Origin of the sequence: Sphingomonas sp. (assembly GCF_965200135.1) — a bacterium.
Lineage (GTDB): Bacteria > Pseudomonadota > Alphaproteobacteria > Sphingomonadales > Sphingomonadaceae > Sphingomonas.
The window spans coordinates 37,284-56,901 of record NZ_CBDATK010000007.1; the positions used below are offsets into that span (position 1 = coordinate 37,284).

At 69.5% G+C, this 19,618-nt stretch carries 18 protein-coding genes and 1 tRNA gene; 8 read left to right on the plus strand and 11 right to left on the minus strand.

Going from position 1 to position 19,618, the window contains the following annotated elements:
• Positions 1–95 precede the first annotated feature (95 nt).
• On the plus strand, positions 96–1,340 hold the full coding sequence (locus tag ACOFKS_RS08245) for a DUF3089 domain-containing protein (RefSeq protein WP_419808767.1): 1,245 nt from the start codon (positions 96–98) through the stop codon (positions 1,338–1,340).
• On the opposite strand, the gene ACOFKS_RS08250 is transcribed toward ACOFKS_RS08245, so the two are convergent.
• Positions 1,337–2,500 carry a glycosyltransferase gene (locus ACOFKS_RS08250; RefSeq protein ID WP_419808768.1) on the minus strand — a complete coding sequence of 388 codons (1,164 nt, stop codon included), beginning with the start codon at positions 2,498–2,500 and terminating at the stop codon, positions 1,337–1,339. The genes ACOFKS_RS08245 and ACOFKS_RS08250 overlap by 4 nt on opposite strands.
• A gap of 108 nt (positions 2,501–2,608) precedes the next feature.
• Between ACOFKS_RS08250 and ACOFKS_RS08255 the strand changes: the two genes are divergently transcribed.
• Both ACOFKS_RS08255 and ACOFKS_RS08260 read left to right on the plus strand, forming a co-directional pair.
• The gene (locus ACOFKS_RS08255; protein ID WP_419808769.1) at positions 2,609–4,111 is read left to right on the plus strand and encodes an ATPase domain-containing protein; all 1,503 of its coding nucleotides are present in this window, start codon (positions 2,609–2,611) and stop codon (positions 4,109–4,111) included.
• Positions 4,112–4,172: 61 nt separating this feature from the next.
• Positions 4,173–6,200 carry a PAS domain-containing protein gene (locus tag ACOFKS_RS08260; protein WP_419808770.1) on the plus strand — a complete coding sequence of 676 codons (2,028 nt, stop codon included), beginning with the start codon at positions 4,173–4,175 and terminating at the stop codon, positions 6,198–6,200.
• Here ACOFKS_RS08260 and ACOFKS_RS08265 read toward each other — a convergent pair.
• From ACOFKS_RS08265 to ACOFKS_RS08285, 5 genes are read right to left on the minus strand one after another with little or no spacing between them, the layout of a single operon-like run.
• Positions 6,145–6,762 carry a TetR/AcrR family transcriptional regulator gene (locus ACOFKS_RS08265; RefSeq protein ID WP_419808771.1) on the minus strand — a complete coding sequence of 206 codons (618 nt, stop codon included), beginning with the start codon at positions 6,760–6,762 and terminating at the stop codon, positions 6,145–6,147. The genes ACOFKS_RS08260 and ACOFKS_RS08265 overlap by 56 nt on opposite strands.
• The gene (locus tag ACOFKS_RS08270; protein WP_419808772.1) at positions 6,759–7,913 is read right to left on the minus strand and encodes a hypothetical protein; all 1,155 of its coding nucleotides are present in this window, start codon (positions 7,911–7,913) and stop codon (positions 6,759–6,761) included. Before ACOFKS_RS08270 ends, ACOFKS_RS08265 begins: the two co-directional genes overlap by 4 nt.
• Complete coding sequence (locus ACOFKS_RS08275) at positions 7,910–9,052, minus strand: DSD1 family PLP-dependent enzyme (protein ID WP_419808773.1); 1,143 nt, start codon at positions 9,050–9,052, stop codon at positions 7,910–7,912. The genes ACOFKS_RS08270 and ACOFKS_RS08275 overlap by 4 nt, the downstream gene beginning before the upstream one ends.
• Positions 9,049–10,332, minus strand: coding sequence for a D-arabinono-1,4-lactone oxidase (locus tag ACOFKS_RS08280; protein WP_419808774.1), 1,284 nt, complete (start codon positions 10,330–10,332; stop codon positions 9,049–9,051). The genes ACOFKS_RS08275 and ACOFKS_RS08280 overlap by 4 nt, the downstream gene beginning before the upstream one ends.
• A gap of 3 nt (positions 10,333–10,335) precedes the next feature.
• The gene (locus ACOFKS_RS08285; RefSeq protein WP_419808775.1) at positions 10,336–12,759 is read right to left on the minus strand and encodes a TonB-dependent receptor; all 2,424 of its coding nucleotides are present in this window, start codon (positions 12,757–12,759) and stop codon (positions 10,336–10,338) included.
• Positions 12,760–12,855: 96 nt separating this feature from the next.
• On the opposite strand from ACOFKS_RS08285, the gene ACOFKS_RS08290 reads away from it, so the two are divergent.
• Positions 12,856–13,785 carry a DUF6454 family protein gene (locus tag ACOFKS_RS08290; protein ID WP_419808776.1) on the plus strand — a complete coding sequence of 310 codons (930 nt, stop codon included), beginning with the start codon at positions 12,856–12,858 and terminating at the stop codon, positions 13,783–13,785.
• 3 nt (positions 13,786–13,788) lie between these two features.
• On the opposite strand, the gene ACOFKS_RS08295 is transcribed toward ACOFKS_RS08290, so the two are convergent.
• The gene (locus tag ACOFKS_RS08295; RefSeq protein WP_419808777.1) at positions 13,789–15,213 is read right to left on the minus strand and encodes an amidase; all 1,425 of its coding nucleotides are present in this window, start codon (positions 15,211–15,213) and stop codon (positions 13,789–13,791) included.
• 90 nt (positions 15,214–15,303) lie between these two features.
• Here ACOFKS_RS08295 and ACOFKS_RS08300 point away from each other — a divergent pair, with 90 nt between their 5' ends.
• Together ACOFKS_RS08300 and ACOFKS_RS08305 are read left to right on the plus strand one after the other, a co-directional pair.
• Positions 15,304–15,546, plus strand: a complete 243-nt coding sequence (locus tag ACOFKS_RS08300) for a DUF3253 domain-containing protein (protein ID WP_419808778.1) — start codon at positions 15,304–15,306, stop codon at positions 15,544–15,546.
• 76 nt (positions 15,547–15,622) lie between these two features.
• Complete coding sequence (locus tag ACOFKS_RS08305) at positions 15,623–16,453, plus strand: aldo/keto reductase (RefSeq protein WP_419808779.1); 831 nt, start codon at positions 15,623–15,625, stop codon at positions 16,451–16,453.
• 54 nt (positions 16,454–16,507) lie between these two features.
• Here ACOFKS_RS08305 and ACOFKS_RS08310 read toward each other — a convergent pair.
• Positions 16,508–16,583 (minus strand) — tRNA-Ala (locus ACOFKS_RS08310).
• Positions 16,584–16,674: 91 nt separating this feature from the next.
• Complete coding sequence (locus ACOFKS_RS08315; RefSeq protein ID WP_419808780.1) at positions 16,675–17,001, minus strand: TIGR02300 family protein; 327 nt, start codon at positions 16,999–17,001, stop codon at positions 16,675–16,677.
• 110 nt (positions 17,002–17,111) lie between these two features.
• On the opposite strand from ACOFKS_RS08315, the gene aroA reads away from it, so the two are divergent.
• Positions 17,112–18,458, plus strand: coding sequence for a 3-phosphoshikimate 1-carboxyvinyltransferase (aroA, locus tag ACOFKS_RS08320; protein WP_419808781.1), 1,347 nt, complete (start codon positions 17,112–17,114; stop codon positions 18,456–18,458).
• On the plus strand, positions 18,455–19,084 hold the full coding sequence (gene cmk, locus ACOFKS_RS08325; protein WP_419808782.1) for a (d)CMP kinase: 630 nt from the start codon (positions 18,455–18,457) through the stop codon (positions 19,082–19,084). Before aroA ends, cmk begins: the two co-directional genes overlap by 4 nt.
• Here the strand turns inward: cmk and ACOFKS_RS08330 are convergent.
• Together ACOFKS_RS08330 and ACOFKS_RS08335 are read right to left on the minus strand one after the other, a co-directional pair.
• Positions 19,068–19,358: a type II toxin-antitoxin system RelE/ParE family toxin gene (locus tag ACOFKS_RS08330; protein WP_419808783.1), complete on the minus strand. Its 291-nt coding sequence runs from the start codon at positions 19,356–19,358 to the stop codon at positions 19,068–19,070. The two genes, cmk and ACOFKS_RS08330, sit on opposite strands and share 17 nt — an antisense overlap.
• On the minus strand, positions 19,355–19,609 hold the full coding sequence (locus ACOFKS_RS08335) for a type II toxin-antitoxin system ParD family antitoxin (RefSeq protein WP_419808784.1): 255 nt from the start codon (positions 19,607–19,609) through the stop codon (positions 19,355–19,357). The genes ACOFKS_RS08330 and ACOFKS_RS08335 overlap by 4 nt, the downstream gene beginning before the upstream one ends.
• Positions 19,610–19,618 lie beyond the last annotated feature (9 nt).

Sequence of the window (19,618 nt, forward strand, 5' to 3'; positions counted from 1 at the left end):
TTTGCGACGATAGCCTCTCGACGCGCCGGACCGCGCTGATATTCTTCCTCGGGCATGATGCGGGAGTGACTCCGCGCGGATCAGGGAGAGTGTCGATGAAGCCGATCACCTTTGCAGCGTTGGCCGTCTTGGCCGGCCCCGCCGTCGCGCAAGTGGCGGGCGCCCCGGCCACGCCTGCCGTACCAGCCCCGGCCCCGCAATCGCCAGCTACACCACCGGCCGCCGTCGCACCGGCCGCGCCCGCTCCCGACTATGCGCAGGACGCCGCCTGGCTCTGTCGCCCCGGCCGACAGGACTCTTGCGCGGCCAATCAGGACGTGACGGTGGTCCAGGCGAACGGCCGCACCAAAGTCGAGCGCTTCCGTCGGGCATCGACGCCCGCGTTCGACTGTTTCTACGTCTATCCGACCGTGTCGATGGACCCAACGCCGAACAGCGACATGACCGCCGAGCCGGAGGAACAGCAGGTCGCGATCGCCCAGGCCGCGCGTTTCACCGCAAAATGCCGCGTCTTCGTCCCGCTCTATCGTCAGGTGACCCTGACCGCGCTGCGCCAGATCATGACCGGACAGCCGGTCGGCGTCGACCGCGGGCTGGCGCTGGCCGACGTCTACGCCGCGTGGAACGACTATCTGCGCCGCGACAATGGCGGACGCGGCGTCGTGCTGATCGGGCATAGCCAGGGGTCGGGCGTGCTCAAGGAACTGATCGCGCGCTACATCGAAGGGCAGCCGATCCAGCGCAACGTCATCTCGGCGATGCTGCTCGGGACCAACGTCGCCGTGCCCGAGGGGCAGACGGTGGGCGGCGACTTCAAGCGGATGAAGCTGTGCACGGCCGAAGGGCAATATGGCTGCGTCGTGACCTATGTCACGTTCCGCGCCGACGCACCGCCGCCGGAGAACAGCCGCTTCGGCAAGGTGCCGCAGCCGGGCATGGTCGCCGCCTGCACCAATCCCGCCGCGCTGGCGGGCGGCAAGGCGGTGACCGACGCGATCTTCTCCACGCGCGGGGCGGGCAACGCCTCCGTGCCGCAGCCCGCGTGGAGCAGCGGTCCGGCGCCGACCACCCCCTTCGTCAAGGTGCCGGGGCTGATCGCCGCCGAATGCACCCGTACCGGCGCGTTCAGCTATCTCGCGGTGACGGTGAACGCGGACCCCGCCGACCCTCGCACCGACACCATCACCGGCGACGTGGTCGCGAACGGCGTGACGTTGAAGGACTGGGGCCTGCACCTGCTCGACATGCCCGTGACAATGGGAAATCTGGTCGAGCTGGCGGATCGTCAGGCGCAGGCGTGGCGCGGGATCGGGCTGCCGACCGACAATCGGCGGCGCTAACCGGCCGGCGTTCGGCTGGCGACCAGCCCGGCCAGATGCGCGCGGAGTTCGTGGGCGTTGCGCTCCCAGCTGAACGGATCGGCGGCGGCGGTCACGGCCGCGGTCGGCGGCGGATCGGCGAGCAAGGCGGCGATCGCCTCCGCGAACGCGGCGGGGGTGCGCGGGACGATGCGGCCGGCGGCGGGCGAGGTCACCACCTCGCGCGCGCCGCCCGCATCGGGGATCACGATCGGCCGGCCGCACGCGAGCGCCTCCACCCAGGCGTTGGCCAATCCCTCCGACGACGACGCTAGCGCCATGACGTCGGCGGCGGCGAGCAGGTCGGGTAACGTCGCGTGCGGCACCGCGCCCAGCAGGCGGACCCGATCGCTCACCCCCAGCCGGGCCGCCTGCGCCACCAGCGCCGGCCGCTCCGGCCCCTCGCCCGCGATCATCAGCGTCACGCCGGGCAACCGCGCGACCGCCTCGACGACGATGCCGTGCCCCTTGCGCGGGATCAGCGCGCCCAGCGACAGCACCGCCGGGCCGTGGATACCGAGCGCCGCCTGCGCCCGCGCCCGATCGCCGGGCCGGAACCGCGCGCGGTCGATGCCGGTGCGGTGGACCGCGATCGTCGCCGCCGGCAACCCGAGCGCGATCATGTCGTCGCGCAGCGACTCCGACACCGCGAGCAGCCCGTCCGCCGCCAGCCCCGCCGCGACCACCTGTTCGCGGCGGACGCGACCCCAGTGATGGATGTCCGCGCCACGCGCCTTGATCGACACCGGCACGGCGAAGCGCATCCCGAGCGCTACCGCCGCCGGTCCGTCCGGGAAGAAGAACGAGGCGTCGATCACGTCAAAGGCGGGCAGCCCGTCGAGCACCGGCATCAGCGCGCGGACGAGGCTCGCCGCATGCCAGCGCGCGCCGGTGCCCGGCAGCGTCGCGAAGCGCGGCCGATGCACTGTAAGCCCTTTCCACGCTTCTACGCGCGGTAACCCGGCGAGCGCGCGGTGGCCGCTCCGCCGCATCAGCCAAGGCGGCAGCCCGACCGGCGCCACCACCGTCACCGCCGTATCGGGCAGCGCCGCCAGCCCGAGCGTCTGCCGCTCCACGAACCCGCCGAAGTTCGGCCGCGTCGTGTCGGGGAACAGCGTGGAGAGGGTCAGGACGCGAAGCACACCGGATCTATAGCGCTCAGGCGTTAACCTTCGTTCGACGATCACGGCGAGACTGTTGTGAAACGGGGTCCACATGCCTTACAAACCGGTATGGCCCCCGACATCGCGATGACACCCACGACCCCCGCGATCGCATCTACGGGGAACGAAGGTCTCGACCTGATCCTCAAGGGCGGCCTCCCTGCCAACCGTCTGTACCTGTTGGAGGGCGCGCCCGGATCGGGAAAAACGACACTGGCATTGCAGTTCCTGCGCGAAGGTGTCCGTCTTGGCGAGCCCGCGCTCTACATCACGCTGTCGGAAACCCGCGAGGAACTCGCTGTCGTCGCCGCGTCGCACGGGTTCAGCATCGACGAGTTCGAGGTGTTCGAATTCGGATCGGCGGCCGAGGTGCTCGACAAAGGCCGGCAGCAGTCGATCCTCCATTCGTGGGAGATGGAGCTGACCGAAACCGTCAGGCTGATCGAGGCCGAAGTCGAACGGATCAACCCGTGCCGGGTCGTCTTCGACAGCCTGTCGGAAATGCGGCTGCTCGCGCAGGACTCGCTGCGCTACCGGCGTCAGGTGCTGGCGCTGAAGCAGTTCTTCGCCGGGCGGAAAACGACGGTGGTCCTGGTCGACGACATGACCGGCTCCGATGGTGGTCGCGATCCGCATCTGCACAGCCTGTGTCATGGCGTCATCACGCTGGAGCGGCTGACGCTCGACTTCGGCGCGGCGCGGCGGCGGATGCAGGTGCAGAAGCTGCGTGGCGTCGACTTCGTCGCCGGCTATCACGACCTCAACATCCGCAAGGGCGGGCTGGAAATCTACCCCCGGCTGATCGCGCTCGACCACCACGCGGACTTCGTCGGCGATCCCGCGCCGAGCGGGCTGGCCGCGCTCGACGACCTGCTCGCGGGCGGGCCGCTGCGTGGCACCAGCACGCTCATCACCGGCCCCGCCGGGACCGGCAAGACCACATTGGCGCTGCAATATCTGCACGCGGCGTGCGAGCGTGGCGAGGCTTGCACGGTGCTCGAGTTCGACGAACGGGTCGGCACGCTGATGGCGCGGTCGCGGGCGTTCAACCTCGATCTCCAGCGCCATGTCGACTCAGGATGCCTGGTGATCCAGCAGATCGATCCGGCGGAGCTGTCGCCCGGCGAGTTCGCCGCGCGCATCCGCCATGAGGTCGAGGATCGCGACGTCAGGATGATCGTGATCGACAGCCTCAACGGCTATCTCGCCGCGATGCCGCAGGAACAGCAGCTGATCCTCCAGATGCACGAGCTGCTCTCGTATCTCAGCCAGCGCGGGGTGGTCACGTTCCTCATCAACCCGCAACAGGGGCTGCTCGGCACGATAGCGACCGGCCTCAACATCTCCTACATCGCCGACGCCGTGATCCTGTTGCGCTTCTTCGAGGCGGAGGGTCGCATCCGCAAGGCGATCTCCGTGCTCAAGAACCGCGGCGGCATGCACGAGGATACGATCCGCGAGCTGCGGATCGATCGCGAAGGTATCCGCGTCGGCGAACCGCTGGTGGACTTCAAAGGCGTGCTCACCGGGACGCCCGAATATACCGGCCAGAAGTCGCCTCTGCTCGAAGAACGCGCCGTTGGGACATAGGACCGCTGCGGAAGGCCACCGCGTTCTCGTCCTGGCACCGTTCGGGCGCGACGCCGACAGCGTGGCCGAACTGCTGCGCCGCCAGCGCTATGACGTCCAGGTCTGTCGCGACGTTGTCGGCATCGCCGACGCACTGGACGAGCAGGTCGGCGCGGTGCTGGTCACCGAAGAGGGCCTGGTCGACGACCGTGGCGCGCTGGAGGCCGCGCTCACGCGCCAGCCCGCGTGGTCGGATCCGCCGTTCGTCCTGCTCGCGTCGCAGCGCGCCGGCCGTGCGCCCTCGGCGGAGATCGTCCGGCAGCGGCTGCCGGAACGCGCCAACGCGATCGTGCTCGACCGGCCGCTCGGGGCCGCATCGCTGGTCAGCGCGGTCGCCTCCGCGATGCGGTCGCGCCAGCGGCAATTCGAGATGCGCGACCGCATCACCGAGCTGAGCGGCAGTCAGCGCGAGCTTGCCGCCAGCGAGGCCGAGCTGCGCCTCGTCACCGATGCGCTGCCCGTGCTGATCGGCTTTATCGACCGCGACCTGACCTATCGCTTCGCCAACAAGGCGTATGAGGACTGGTTCTCCCTTACCCCCGATCAGGTCGTCGGACGCACGGTCGCACAGGCGATCGGCGTCGAGGCGGCGGCCGCGCGGATGCCCGCGATGCAGCGCGCGCTGGCGGGTGACGCGGTCCGTCTGGAAATGGACTGGCCCCATGCCGACGGCCGCCCGCGCGTGGCCGAAATCCGCTACCTGCCGCGCGTCGCGGCGGACGGCAGCGTCGACGGTTTCCACGCCTTCGTGCAGGATATCACCGAGCTGAAGCTGGCGGCGCAGCGGCTGGAGCAGCGCGTGGTCGAACGCACCGCCGCGCTGGAACGCGAGATGACGATCCGCGAAGAGGCGGAAGCCGCACTGCGCCAGAGCCACAAGATGGAGGCAGTGGGTCAACTGACCGGCGGCATCGCGCATGATTTCAATAACATGCTGACCGGCGTCATCGGCGGGCTCGACATCGTCAAGCGGCGGATCGCGGACGGGCGCTACGGAGACCTGGACCGGTTCATGGACGCGGCGACGGTATCCGCGCAACGCGCCGCAGCACTCACCGCGCGGTTGCTGGCGTTTTCCAGACGGCAGTCGCTCGATCCGAAGCCGACCGACATCAACGCGCTGACCCTGTCGCTGGAGGAACTGCTCCGCCGCACCATTCCAGAGAACGTAACGCTTCGCATCGTCGCGTCGGGCACGCTGCCGCCGGCGATCACCGACGCCAATCAGCTGGAAAACGCGATCATCAACCTCGCGATCAACGCGCGCGACGCGATGCCGGACGGCGGCCAGCTCACCGTCGAGACGGACGTCGTCGACCACGACCGGTCCTACGCGGCGACACGGCCAGACGCGACGCCGGGTCGCTACGTCGTGGTGGCGGTGTCGGACACGGGCGTCGGCATGGCGCCCGAAGTCCTTGCCAAGGTGTTCGACCCGTTCTTTACGACGAAGCCGATCGGCCAGGGCACGGGGCTGGGCCTGTCGATGGTCTATGGCTTCGCACAGCAATCGGGCGGCCATGTTCGCGTCCACAGCACGCCGGGCGAAGGCACGTCGGTCAAGATCTACCTTCCCGCCACCGACGCGACCGTCGCCTCCCCCGAGGGCCGCGCGACGGCACCGCCCGTCCAGGGCGCAGGCCAGACCGTGCTGCTGGTCGAGGACGACGTCTCGGTGCGCCTGCTGGTCCGCGACGTGCTGGAGGAACTCTCGTACGTGACGCGAGAGGCGGGCGATGCCGATGCCGCGATTTCGATTCTGGCCTCGGGCGAACCGATCGACCTGATGATCTCCGATGTCGGCCTGCCGGGCATGAACGGACGGCAGCTGGCGGAGATCGCGCGCGAGCATCGCCCCGACCTGCCGGTGCTGTTCATCACCGGCTATGCGGAAAACGCGGCGATCCGCGCAGGCTTTCTCGGCACCAATATGAGCATGATCGCCAAACCGTTCGCGGTCGACGAGCTAGCCCGCAAGATCGGCGAGATGGTCGTCACGCGGGCGGCTCCAGCTGCTCCCGCGCCAGCATCGCCACCACCTGAGCGATGACCTCGTCGGCGGGCATCGACGTCTCCTCGTGCAGCATCTCGATCCCGCAGAAGCCGATCTCCACCGACAGTCGCAACTGCCGCCACAGCGCGTCACGATCGGCGTCGGGCAGATGTCGCGCATAGGCGTCGGTTAGCAGGTCGGTGACCAGCCGATGCGACTCCAGCCGGACATGGATCAGCCGCGGCGATGCGTGGAGCGCGCGCAGAATCCACACCGCGCCCGGCTCTGCATTGGTGACCGCCATCGTCTCGCGCAGCAGTTCCTCGTTATGGCCGCGCAACGCCGCCGCCCCGCCGTCGACATGGCGGGCGATCCATGCCTCCAGCACCGCGTTCTGCCGATCCATCAGTCGCCGGCCCAGCGCCTCCAGCACCGCGTATTTGTCCGCGAAATAGCGGTACAGCGCGGGCGGCGTCACCCCGGCGCGCGTGCAGATCAGGTTGGTGGAAATCTGGTCGATCCCGACCTCGCCCAGCAACTCGCCCGCGACCGCGAGCAGCCGGTCATAGGTCTGCTGCGCGCGCTCCTGTTTGGGCAGCGGGCGGCCCGGCGCGGTCATCCGGCGGAGGCTCCGGCACCGCGCATCGACGCCAGCAACGTCAGAACCAGCGCCGCGACAATGCACGCCGCACCGAACCACAGCACCGGCTGCACGCTCCCCGATCCGAGCAACAGCGCCGCCGTGAACGGCCCCATGCTGGCGCCGACCAGCTGCGCGCCGCCGATCAGCGCGGCGGCGTTCCGCGAGGGGTCGGCGGCGATCACCACCGGCACCTGGAACGGCAACGCGAACAGCCACAGGAAGCCGAACACCGAGGTCGCGACGATGAACGCGGTCGCGCTCGTCACCGTCGCCATCGCACCGAGCAGCAGCAGGTTGGCGACCCCGACCGCCAGCAACGTCGGCAGCGCCCGCACCCGGCCGGCGAGCAGCGTCGCCAGCCCCGCGCCGACCACCTGCATCGCGAGCGACAGCGGCGCGATGACGGCGATCGCGCGCGCGCCGATGCCGCGCTCGGCGGCCAGCGGCTCGACATAGACCCACACCGCGACGACGAACGCCAGATAGAGCACGACGCCCGCCAGCGCGACGGCACCACGCAGCGGCACCGGCATCGGTGCCGCTCCCGGCTCGCGATCCAGCGGCTGGTAGCGGCGCGGCATCCACGGCACCGCGACAAGCCCGATCAGGCTGGCGACCGCCAGCGCCGCGAAGCCGCCGGGCGCCCCCGCCGCCGGGATCACCCAGACCCCCAGCAGCGTCGCGATCGCGAACTGCGCCAGCGTCTGCGTCGCGAGGTAGATGCCGGACATCCGCGCCGGTTCGGCGGACCGGACGATCAGCCCGATCGCCAGCCAGATCAGCACGCCCTCCGCCAGGCCGGTCGCGGCGCGGATCGCGACCAGCGCGCCGCCGGTCATGCCGGGCGTCAGCAGGTCGAGCACCACCGCCACCGCGATCGCGACGCCGGCCGTCACCCGCAGGCGCGTGATCGGCAGCACCAGCCCCGCCGCGCCCGCCGCGATCCCCATCGCCAGCAGTTCGGCGGTGGCGACATGACCGAGCAGGCTCTCACCGACCCGCCCCTCCACCGCCAGCGCGCCGAGCAGCTGCGGTTGCAGTCCCGCGATCAGCACACCGACGATGCCGACCGCCAGCACCGCCGCGCGCTCGGCCAGCGTGAACGTGCCGCTCATGCCGTCGCTCATCGCGCCCGCCCGCGCGCCGACACCGGCCACATCGCGACCAGCGTCTCGTCGGCAACGACATGGTAAGTGTCGTAGAGGTTCACCGTCGGGTCGCAGTGCGGCACGGTGAGCGTCACCGCGTCGCCCGGCCGCAGCGTCGCGCCGATCCCCGGCGCGATCAGCGCGGCATGCTCGTCGCCCATGAACGCGAACCGCGTATCGGCGGGCGCGCCGCGCAGCACGGTCGCGACGCCGCCGTCGGTAGACAACGACTTGAACCCCGCATCGATCGTGACGAGCAGGTCGTGGTTGGCGCTGACCACCCGCGCATCGACGGCGAGCGACGTCTCGAACGGCACCACGCCGTCGCCGGTCAGATCGCAGTCGAGATACTGGCGGTCCATGAACACATAGGAGCCGACCTGCAGCTCGGTGAACACGCCCAGGTCCAGGTCGATGCGGTGCGAACCGGTGCCGCCGCCGGTGACGATCGCCGGGGTGAAGCCCGCCTCGCCAAGCGCCTCGATCACCGCGCACAGATAGTCGGTGCGTTCGCCGATCGCGGCGCGGCGCTCGGCGAAGTCCTCGACATGCTGTTGCGCGCCGCAGTAGAATTGCACGCCACGATAGCGCAGTCGCGGCTGCGTCGCGATCGCCTGCGCCAGCGCCACCGCCGCCTCGGCCGATGCGACGCCGGTGCGACGGATGCCAGGATCGATGTCGATGACGACCTCCAGCGTCGCGTCCGCCGTCTCCAGCGCGCGCGCGATCGCCGCCACGACGTCGGGATGATCGACGGTCGCCATCAGCGCCGGCGACCGCGCCGCCAGCGCCGCCAGTCGCTCGATCGCCGCCGGTGCCGCGACGGGCGAGGTGACGAGCAATCCCTCGATGCCGCCGTCCGCCAGCACCTCCGCCTCGCCGATCTTGGCGCAGCATTGCCCGACCGCGCCCGCCGCGATCTGACGTCGCGCGATGTCGACGCTCTTGTGCGTCTTGGCGTGCGGACGCAGCGCGACGCCGTGCTGCGCCGCCAGCGCCGCCATGCTCGCGATGTTCCGGTCCAACGCCGCCCGGTCGAGCACCAGCACCGGCGTGTTCAACGCCGCGCGCGATCCCTGCTGCCCGATCAGCGCGCCATGCAGTTCCTCGTCGGTCACGACAGCAGTTCGGCGAGATGCGGGTTGAGGAACTTGCCCTCGGGATCGGCGAGCCGCCGCTGCACCCGGAACGCCTCTGCCTTGGGATACAGCGCATCGACGTCGTCGCGCGTCATCGTATGCCGTTTCGCCCAGTGCGGCCGCCCCCCGCCCGCGCGGAAGATCGCCTCCGCGTCGGCGAACAGCGAGCGCCACGGCATCTTGGCGTACTGGTGCATCGAGATCGACGCGACCGGCCCGGCATGCATCGGGCTCAGCCAGATGTCGTCGGCCGCGACGACGCGGTACTCGAACGGGAACGACACCGGCAGCCGCTTGGCGCGGATCCAGCCGATCACCTCGTCCAGCGTGTCGAGCCCGACCGCGCGCGGCATCTCATATTCCATCTCCTCGAAGCGCAGCGACCGATTGGACGGGAAGATCGAATGCGCCGGCCCGCGCCGCCGCGCGCTCATCGGCGTCTTCATCATCATCCGCTGAAGGAACGGCACCAGCGGCGGCACCACCGCGCCCAGATTGAGCACGCGACGGAACGTCGTCTCCTCCATGTCGGTGGTCGAGCGCGGCGGCTCGCAGGCGTCGCACAGGTCCAGGGTTTTCAGGATGACGCTGTCGGCATGGGGAAAGAACCAGAACTCGATATGGCGATGCCGTTCGACAAGCTCGTCGAACCGCTCGCGGATTTCGCCCCACGGCCGCTTCTCGATCCGCTCCGTCAGGCAGAATGCGGGCACCACCGCGACCTCGATCTCGGTCGCGATCCCGACCGTCCCCAGCGACAGTCGCGCCGCCTGGTACAGCTCGGGGTTTTCGATGCAGCTGCACCATCGCGCCGTGCCGTCCGGCCCGACCAGCCGCATCCCGCGCACGAAGGTCGACAGCGAGCCCAGCTCGCGGCCGGTGCCGTGCGTGCCCGTCGCGGTCGATCCCGCCAACGATTGCGGGTTGACGTCGCCCTGGTTGGCGAGCGCCAGCCCCTCTTCCCACAACGCCGCCGTCAGCCGGTTCAGGCTCCACCCGGCCGGCGCACGCACCTTCGACCGATCGGGCGCGACGGTCAGCGTCCCCGCCATCTCCGCCAGGCTGACGATCACGTCGTCGGACTGACACAGCGGCATGAACGAATGCCCCGCCCCCGTCGCGCGTACCGTGCGGGCGCTGGTAACGATGCGCGCCAGCTCCGCCTCGTCGCGCGGGTGCAGAACCTCCGCCCGCGCCTCGACGCTGCCCGACCAGTTCGACCAGTGACCCGGTGATGCCGCCCGTGCTTTCGTCGCCATATCCTAGAACCTGAATCCCAGCTCGACGCCGTAAAAGGCCGGTCGATCGAGCCGGACATAGGGCGTGTTGAAGATGTCGGCGCTGATCGTGTTCAACGTGCGCGGCCGCTGATCGTCGAGGATGTTCTCGCCGAACACCGAGATCGTGAAGTTGTCGCCCGGCAGCCGCCAGCCGACCCGCGCGTTGACGTTGCTGCGCGCGCTGTACAGTTTGCGGAGCTGCGAGAAGTCGACGAACGGCGCGATCGCGGCATTGCTGTCGCGGTTGGCGTCGTTCAGCGGGACGCGCGACGTGTAGCTCCAGCTGGTGTCACCGAACACGCTGCCGCCACTACCCATCCGATGGTCGTAATGCGCCGACACGACGCTGCGGAAGCGTGGCTCGCCGGTCGTCTGGCCGGAGATGTCGATGCCGCGCTCGAGCCGCGTCTTCCATTGCGAGTCGATCGCGCTCGCGACCGCCGACAGCGTCAGGTCGCGCGCGACCAGCACGCGCGCTTCCAGATCGACGCCATAGGCGCGCGAGTCGCCGGAGCGGGTGATGTACTGCGGCAACTGCCCGCCGGTATCTTCCAGGCTGATCGACTGGCGGTTCTTGTAAGTGAAATAATAGCCCGAGGCATTGAGCCGGACCCGGCGTCCGAACAGCTCGGACTTCATCCCGCCCTCATAGTTCCAGACGTTCTCCGGCGAGAAGAACGAGTTGATCTGGACCGAGTTGAACCCGCCCGCCTTGTAGCCGCGCGTCGCCGAGGCGAACAGCAGCAGGTTGGGATCGTACTGATACTGGACGACGAAGCGCGGCGACACGTCGTTGAAGCGCTCGCGTCGGGTAAACCGGACTCCCTCCAACGCTCCCACGTCGAAGATCAATCCCTGCGGGCCACCCGTGATCGCACGCAAGAAATCGGCCGCACTGAAGAACGTGCCCGGTGGCAACACCGGGCCGCCCAGGATCGCGTTGTAGACTGCGCCGTTGGCGCCCGTCGTCTCCAAACCGCCCCCGTCGAAGCCGCCGTTGAGCCAGGTGAAGCGCTTGTCGTCATGCGTATAGCGGATGCCGCCGATCAGACTCAGCTGATCGGTCAGCCGGAACGTCGCGTCGCCGAACAGCGCGTAGCTTTCGTTCGCCGCACGGTTGTTCATGTCTTCCCGGTATTGCTGCCCGAACAGGCCGGACACGCCGGTCGCCGCAAGCGCCGAGTAAAGCCCTCCGATCAGTCTATCGACCGAATCCGACAGCAGCGTCACCGCGCTGGTCTGACGCCCGCGTTCGTGGAAATAGCTGGCGCCGACGATCCCGGTGACGAAGTCGCTGGCATAGCCAGCACGGAATTCCTGATAGATGCTGCTGTTGCGCTCGATGTTCTCGGTATCGAGATACCGGGTCGGGTCGGCGGTGCCGTCCTCGTCCTCGCGATTGTGCGTCTCGAAATGCTTGAACGACGAGATGCTGGTGAGCGTCACCGCGCCCATTCGGGCGTTGGCGGTGAACGTCACGTCGTTGAGCAGCCGCGTCTCCTTGTTGTCGATGACGTCGTTGGAGAAGGGACCGAACGGCGACAGGCTGAGCGCATTGCGGCTGATGCCGACCGCGGTCGGGCCGTCCTTGGCGGTGTCGTCGTGGTCGTACGCGAGCGTCAGGTAGATCGCGCTCGTCGGCTCCCACCGCAGCGCCGCGCGACCGGAGGTGTTGTCCTCGCGCTCGCGGCGCTCGCCGGTCAGCGCATCGCGCAAATAGCCGCTGCGCCGGTTTACCACGCCGTTGATGCGGAGGAACAGATTGTCGGTGATCGGCGAGTTACCGGTCACGTCCAGCCGCACCTTGTCGTAGTTGCCGTATTGCACCGTCCCGCGCATCATCGGCTCGGCAACGGGCTGATTGGTGATGATCGAGATCGCGCCCGCCGACGTGTTGCGCCCGAACAGCGTACCTTGCGGTCCCTTCAGCACCTCGACGCGGGCGATGTCGTTGAAAAAGATCAACGATGCGCCCGAGCGGCCCGAATAGACGCCATCGATGAAGATGCCGACCGACGGCTCGGTGCCGATCCCGAAGTCGTCGGTCTGGACGCCGCGGATCGCATAATTGGGCTGCGTCACCGAGCTGTCGTTGATCGTCAGGCCCGGCGTAAAGGTGTCGAGGTCGCCGATCGTCTCCGCCGACAGCGCCTCGATCGCCGCGCTGTCGAAGGCGTTGATGCTGATCGGCACGCGTTGCAGCGACTGCTCGCGCTTCTGCGCGGTGACGACGATGTCGCCGAGCGTCAGTTGGTCGGCCGGCGCGGCATCCGTCTGCGCCGAAGGTGGCTGGGTCGGCACCGCCGCGTCGGGCGTACCGCCCGCCGCAACCTGCGCCACGGCCGGCGTGACGGTCGTCATCGCCGCACCCGACAGCAACAAACCTACCAGATTGCCCTTTGTCACGATCGATCCCCCCGTTACCGAAAGCGATGGCTATCATATAGTGATGCATACCGAAAGTAGGCGATGATGTATGTTTCTGCCCCAAAGGAACGGTCGATGAAAATCGTGGCGCGGGCGCTGACCCTTCTCCTCCTCGCGATCGGTGCGCCCGCGTCGGCCGGGCCGACCGATCCGTTGGTGGCGCAGCGGGTGACGATGCTGAACCGCGCGACGACATGGACGCAGGTCGCGGCGGTCCGGCTGCCCTTCCGCACCTTTCATCCCCAGGGCATGGTCAGGATCGGCAACGATTTCTACCTGTCGTCGGTGGAGGTACGCCGCGAGCCGCAGAAGCTCGCACAGCCGCGCGACGGTCACAGCTATGACGCGGGCGTCGGGGTCGGACATCTGTTCAGGATCGGACCGGACGGCGCGCTGCTGGGCGATCTCGTGCTCGGCGAGGGCTCGATCTACCATCCCGGCGGCATCGATTACGACGGCACCTCGATCTGGTTGCCGGTCGCCGAGTATAGCCCCAACAGCCGCAGCATCGTCTATCGAGTCGCGCCCGCGACGATGACCGCGACCGAGGCGTTCCGCGTCGCCGACCATATCGGCGGGGTCGTCCACGACCGGGACGGCGGGCGCATCGCCGGCGTCAGCTGGGGGTCGCGCCGCTTCTACGCCTGGCCGATCGCCGCCGACGGCACCGTCACGCCCTCGTCGACGCCGGTGGCCAATCCCGAAAGCTATATCGACTATCAGGACTGCCACTATGCGGGTGCGCGGCGGATGCTGTGCGCCGGACTGGCCGAATACCGCACCGGCCCGGACGCGCCGGTATTCCCGCTCGGCGGTCTCGACCTGGTCGACCTGGTGACGCATCGGCCGGTGTGGCAGACGCCGATCCCGCTGTGGGCGCCGTCGGGCCGCGCGATGACGCAGAACCCGTTCTGGATCGAGGCGACCGCGACGGGGCTGCGCGCCTATTTCATCCCCGACGACGACGCCTCCACGCTGTTCATCTACGACGCCGAGCTGCCCTGACAGCTACATCCAGACCGCCGGCCGCCGATCGACCCAGGGCATCTCCTTCTCCAGCTGCCCCGCCAGCCGATACAGCGTCGCCTCGTCGGCATAGCGCGCGGTGAACATCATCCCGATCGGCAGCCCGTCCGTAGAGGTGCCGAGCGGCAACGAGACCGAAGGCTGGCCGGTGAAGTTGAACACCGCCGCAAACGGGAACAGCGCGACCTGGCGCTTGCCGATCTCGCCCGGCGGCACGGTGGCGGGGTCGGTGAAGCCGATCGGGGGCGGCGGCGCGCTCATCACCGGGCACAGGAACACGTCGATCTCGTCGAAGCGCCGCACCACGGCGCGCGTCAGCTTCCGCAGCTCCTGATAGCCCCAGAACGCCTGCTCGCCCGTCACCGCCCGCGACGCCTGCAACGCCGTCCAGGTCAGCGGCTCCAGCTCGTCCTCGCGCGGCTCGCGCCCGACCTCGTCGATCACCCGGCGCATCCCCGCCGCGAAGTTGGCCGCCGACACCGGCGCCCGCGCCCGCGCCAGCGCACGCTGATCGACGCCCAGCCCGTCCTCGCGCACCTCATGCCCCAACGCCGCCAGCGTCGCGGCGGTCCGTTCCAAGGCCGCGCGCACGTCCGGGTCGATCGGCTTGCCCGACGGCGTCTCGCTGGACCAGGCGATGCGGAGCCGCCCCGCGCCGCGCTCGACCTCGGCCAGATACGCCCCGGCCTTGGCGGGCACCGCATAGGGCGACCCCGCCTCCGGCACCCCCGTCGCGTCCAGCATCGCCGCACTGTCGCGCACGCTGCGCGTCACGACATGGTCGACGCAGAAGCCCATCGCATAGTCGAACCCGTCGGGCAGGTTAGGCACACGATCGCGCGTCGGCTTCATCCCCACCAGCCCGCAGCACGCGGCCGGGATGCGGATCGAGCCGAGCCCATCGGACGCATGCGCCATCGGCACGATGCCCGCCGCCACCGCCGCCGCCGACCCGCCCGACGAGCCGCCCGCGATATGCGCGGGGTTCCACGGGTTCCGCACCGCGCCGTGCGCCGTCGTCTCGACATTGCCGACGATGCCGTATTCGGACGACGCGCCGCGACCGAGCATCACCACGCCCGCCTCGCGGTAACGTCGCGCCAGCCCCGTATCCTCGCGATCGACCACGGCCTTGCAGAATACACTGCCGCTGGTGCGCGGCCAGCCTTCGACGCCGATCCCGAAGTCCTTGACCAGGAACGGCACGCCCGTGAACGGCCCGTCCGGCAACGGCCCCGCCGCCGTCGCGCGTGCCCGATCGACATCGGCGAAGACGACCGCGTTCACCGCCGGGTCCAGCCGCTCGATCCGCGCCGCCGCCGCATCGACCAGCTCCACCGCGCCGACGTCGCCCGCCCGCACCAGCGCCGCCAGCCCGAGCGCGTCATATGACGAATAATCCTGCATATCCGCTCCCTGTCGCGGCACAGGATGCGCCGGTTTCATGCAACGGGCAACGAGCGAGCCGCTATACGGTCGCGATCGAGGGAGCTCACCGTGACCGATGCCCGCGACACCACGCTCGCCCTGTTGGCCAGACGCGCGCCCGACGCGACGATTTGCCCCAGCGAAGTGGCGAAGGCGCTTGTCGCCGGCGCGGCAGGCTGGCGTGAGGCGATGCCGGCCGTCCACGCCGCGGTCGACGCGCTGGTCGCCGAGGGCGAGGTGCGCCTGAGCTGGAAGGGCGCCGCGCTGCCGATCAGAGCCGGCCCCTACCGCATCGCGCGCACCCGCGAGTGAGGGTGAGCGTTTCACCGGTTATCACCTTCGCCGCCGGCGAATGACCCCCGATCCCTCCGCCGGACGTTCCTCCCGGATGAAAGTCACCCAGCTTCCCGATGGCACCCCGGTCCCCTGCCTTGGCCAAGGCACCTGGCAGATGGCCGAGACCCCCGCCCGCCGCGCCGCCGAGATCGCCGCGTTGCGCGAAGGCGTGGCGCTCGGCATGACGCTGATCGACACCGCCGAGATGTATGGCGACGGCGCGGCCGAGGAACTGGTCGGCGAGGCGATCGCCGGCATCCGCGACCGCGTGTTCCTGGTCAGCAAGGCCTATCCTCACAACGCCTCACGCGACCGCCTGCCCCGCGCGTGCGAGCGTAGCCTGACGCGGCTCGGCACGGATCGGATCGACCTCTATTTGCTCCACTGGCGCGGTGACATCCCGCTCGGCGAGACGGTCGACGCGATGGCGGCGCTCCACGCAGCGGGGAGGATCGGCGCATGGGGCGTCAGCAACCTCGACACCGCGGACATGGTCGAGCTGGTCGCGGCCGGCGGCGAAGGATGCGCCACCGATCAGATCCTTTACAACCTGACGCGGCGCGGCCCGGAGCATGATCTGCTTCCCTGGCTCGCGAATCACGCGATGCCGGCGATGGCCTACAGCCCGGTCGAGCAGGGACGACTGATCGCCGATCCGACGCTCAACCACATCGCGACATCGGTCGGCGCGACACCGGCGCAGGTCGCGCTGGCGTGGACGATCCGCAACGGCGACGTGATCGCGATCCCGAAGGCGGGGACGGTCGACCATGTGCGGGAAAACCGCGCCGCCGCCGACCTCACGCTATCCGCAGCCGATCTCGCCGCGCTGGACGATGCATTCCCGCGCCCACGCGGTCGCCGTCCGTTGGAGATGCTATGAGCAGAGCAGGACCACGCACCGGCGGATCGTGCCGCACGCTGCGGGACGGACGAATGGTGGAGCCGAGGGGGATCGAACCCCTGACCTCTGCAATGCCATTGCAGCGCTCTCCCAGCTGAGCTACGGCCCCATCCGTCGGGAAGGCGCGTCCCTAGCGAGGGTCCGCGCGGCTGGCAAGCGGCGGGCGAACTCTTTGCCGCCGCGCCGCCTGCCCTGTCCGATCAATGCTCGTCGTCTTCCTTGACGGTCTCGACGCCCAGGTCGTCGTCACCTCCCAGATCGACCTCGTCGTCGGCCGACGGCTCCTCGTTCTCGCCGGTGATCGCGGCGATGTCCTCTTCCTCGCCACCTTCCAGATCGGCGTCGGGAGTCTTGTCCTCGGTCTTGGCGACCTCGAACGCCAGCGGCTGCTTCGACTTCAGGATCGGCTCGGGCATCCAGCTGTAGTTGCAGTTGATGCAGGCGACCGGATCATCCTTGCTGAGGTCGTAGAAGCGTGTCGCGCATTTCGGGCACGTGCGCTTCGTGCCCCATTCCGGCTTTATCATGCCGTTCGGCCTTTCGGTAGGGTGTGGGGATCGGATGTCAGGGATTGACCCGTCCGATGTGGCGCGCGCCTTGCCATGGCACAACCCCGCTGTCAAAAGCCCGGCCCTTCATGTCGCCCGCCCCGCCCCGCCCCTTTCAGCTCGCCGCGTCGGGTCCGCTCCTCGGCGAGGTGACGGTGCCCGGCGACAAGTCGATCAGCCACCGCGCGGTGATGTTCGCGTCGCTGGCGGTCGGGGAAAGCCGGATCGAGGGACTGCTGGAGGGCGAGGACGTCCTCGCCACCGCCGCCGCGATGCGGGCGATGGGTGCCGACATCGCGCGCGACGACGCCGGTGTCTGGCGCATCCACGGCGTCGGGGTCGGCGGGCTGCTCCAGCCGGAGCGAGCGCTGGAGATGGGCAATTCCGGCACGTCGACGCGGCTGTTGATGGGGCTGGTCGCCTCGCACGCGATCACCGCCACCTTCGTCGGCGACGCCAGCCTGTCGCGCCGGCCGATGGCGCGCGTCGCCGAGCCGCTGCGGCGGATGGGGGCCAACATCGCTGCCAGCCCCGGCGACACGCTGCCGCTGATGGTGCGCGGTCTCTGCCCGGCGGTGCCGATCGAGTACCGGCTCCCCGTCGCCAGCGCGCAGGTCAAGTCGGCGGTGCTGCTCGCCGGGCTCAACACGCCGGGCATCACCCGCGTGATCGAGCGGGTGCCGACCCGCGATCACAGCGAACGGATGCTGCGCGGCTTCGGTGCCGAGCTGACCGTGGAGCCCGGCCCCGACGGCACCGTCATCTCGATCCGTGGCGAGGCCGAACTGCGCCCACAGGACGTGATCGTCCCCGGCGACCCATCATCCGCCGCGTTCTGGGCGGTGGCGGCGCTGATCGTGCCCGGCTCCGACCTGCTGATCCGCAACGTCCTCCTCAACCCGACCCGCGCGGGCGTCTATGAGGCGCTGCGGATGATGGGCGGCGACATCGCGGTGCAGGACGAGCGCGAGGTCGGCGGCGAACGGGTCGGCGACCTCCGCGTCCGCAACTCGGCGCTCACCGGCATCGAGGTGCCGCCCGACCTCGCGCCGAGCATGATCGACGAATACCCCGCGCTCTTCGTCGCCGCCGCCTTCGCGCACGGGGTGACGGTCGCACGCGGCGCGCACGAACTGCGCGTCAAGGAGTCCGACCGCGTCGCGGCCATGGCCGCAGCGCTCGCCGCCGCCGGCGTCGCCACCACCGAGCACGACGACGGCCTGACGGTGCAGGGTTCGGGGGGCGAGCCGCTGCCCGGCGGCGGCCGTGTGGCGACCCGGCTCGACCACCGCATCGCGATGAGCATGGCGGTCGCGGGGCTCCACGTCCGCCGTCCGCTCGCGATCGACGACGCCGCGCCGATCGCGACCAGCTATCCCGGCTTCCTCGACACCATGGCCCGGCTCGGTCTCGCGCCGACGTGGCTGAACGCATGATAATCGCGATCGACGGCCCCGCCGCCTCGGGCAAGGGCACCGTGTCCAAGGCACTGGCGCGGCATTATCGCCTGCCGCATCTCGACACCGGCCTGCTCTATCGCGCCGTCGCCGCCACCGTTCGGCGGCTGGAGCTGGACGCGACGATCGAGGCCGACGCGGTCGCCGCCTGCGACTTCGACGAGCTGACGCTGGCCGATCCGGTGCTGCGGACCGACGAGATCGGCCAGCTCGCCTCCGTCGTCTCCGCGCACCCGCTCGTCCGCGCCGCGCTGCTTCAGCGGCAGAAGCGGTTCGCGCATCAACCCGGCGGCGCGGTGCTCGACGGCCGCGACATCGGCACCGTCATCGCCCCGGACGCCGACGCCAAGCTGTTCGTCAAGGCGACGCCCCAGATCCGCGCGCGGCGCCGCCACACCGAACTCCAGTCGCACGGTTCGACGCTCAGCTTCGACAAGGTCCTGACCGACATCCGTGCCCGCGACGCCCGCGACAGCGGCCGCAGCGCCGCGCCGTTGGTGATGGCCGCCGACGCCCTGCTGCTCGACACCAGCTTCCTGTCGATCGAGGCCAGCGTCGAAAAGGCGATCGCGCTGGTGGAGGGGCGGATCAGTCCGGGTCGTTGAGCCAGTCGGATCGGGCATGGGGCAGACGAATGATAAGGATGCCGTCGCCCTCTTCGCGATACACGATCATGTGTGCCTGATGACGATAGGCGCGGGCACGGCTGACGAGCTCATCTCTCCCGCGCGCGATCCGGGGGTTCTCGGCGAGCAGCACGAACGCCCGCTCCATCGAGGCGCGATAGCGCGCGGCCTGATGGACGCCGAACCGACCGATACTTTCCTGCAAGAGCTCCAACAGCTCAATGGCGGCGCGATCCGAGAGGCGATAGCTCACGCCGCCTGGTCGACCTGTTCCGATCGACGTACCGCGTCCTGCCATATCTCTTCGACCGAACGCTCGCTGATCCCGCTCGCCAGCCCCTCGGCGATCATCTCGTCCATCGCCGCGATCTTCTCGCGCCGTACCCGGTCGCGCCGGATCAGGTCGCGCACATAGTCGCTGGAGTTGCTGTAGCGACCGTCGGCCGCCTGCTCCTCGACCCACGCCTTCATCTGATCGGGCAGCGAGATGTTCATCGTGGCCATCGCGGGTCT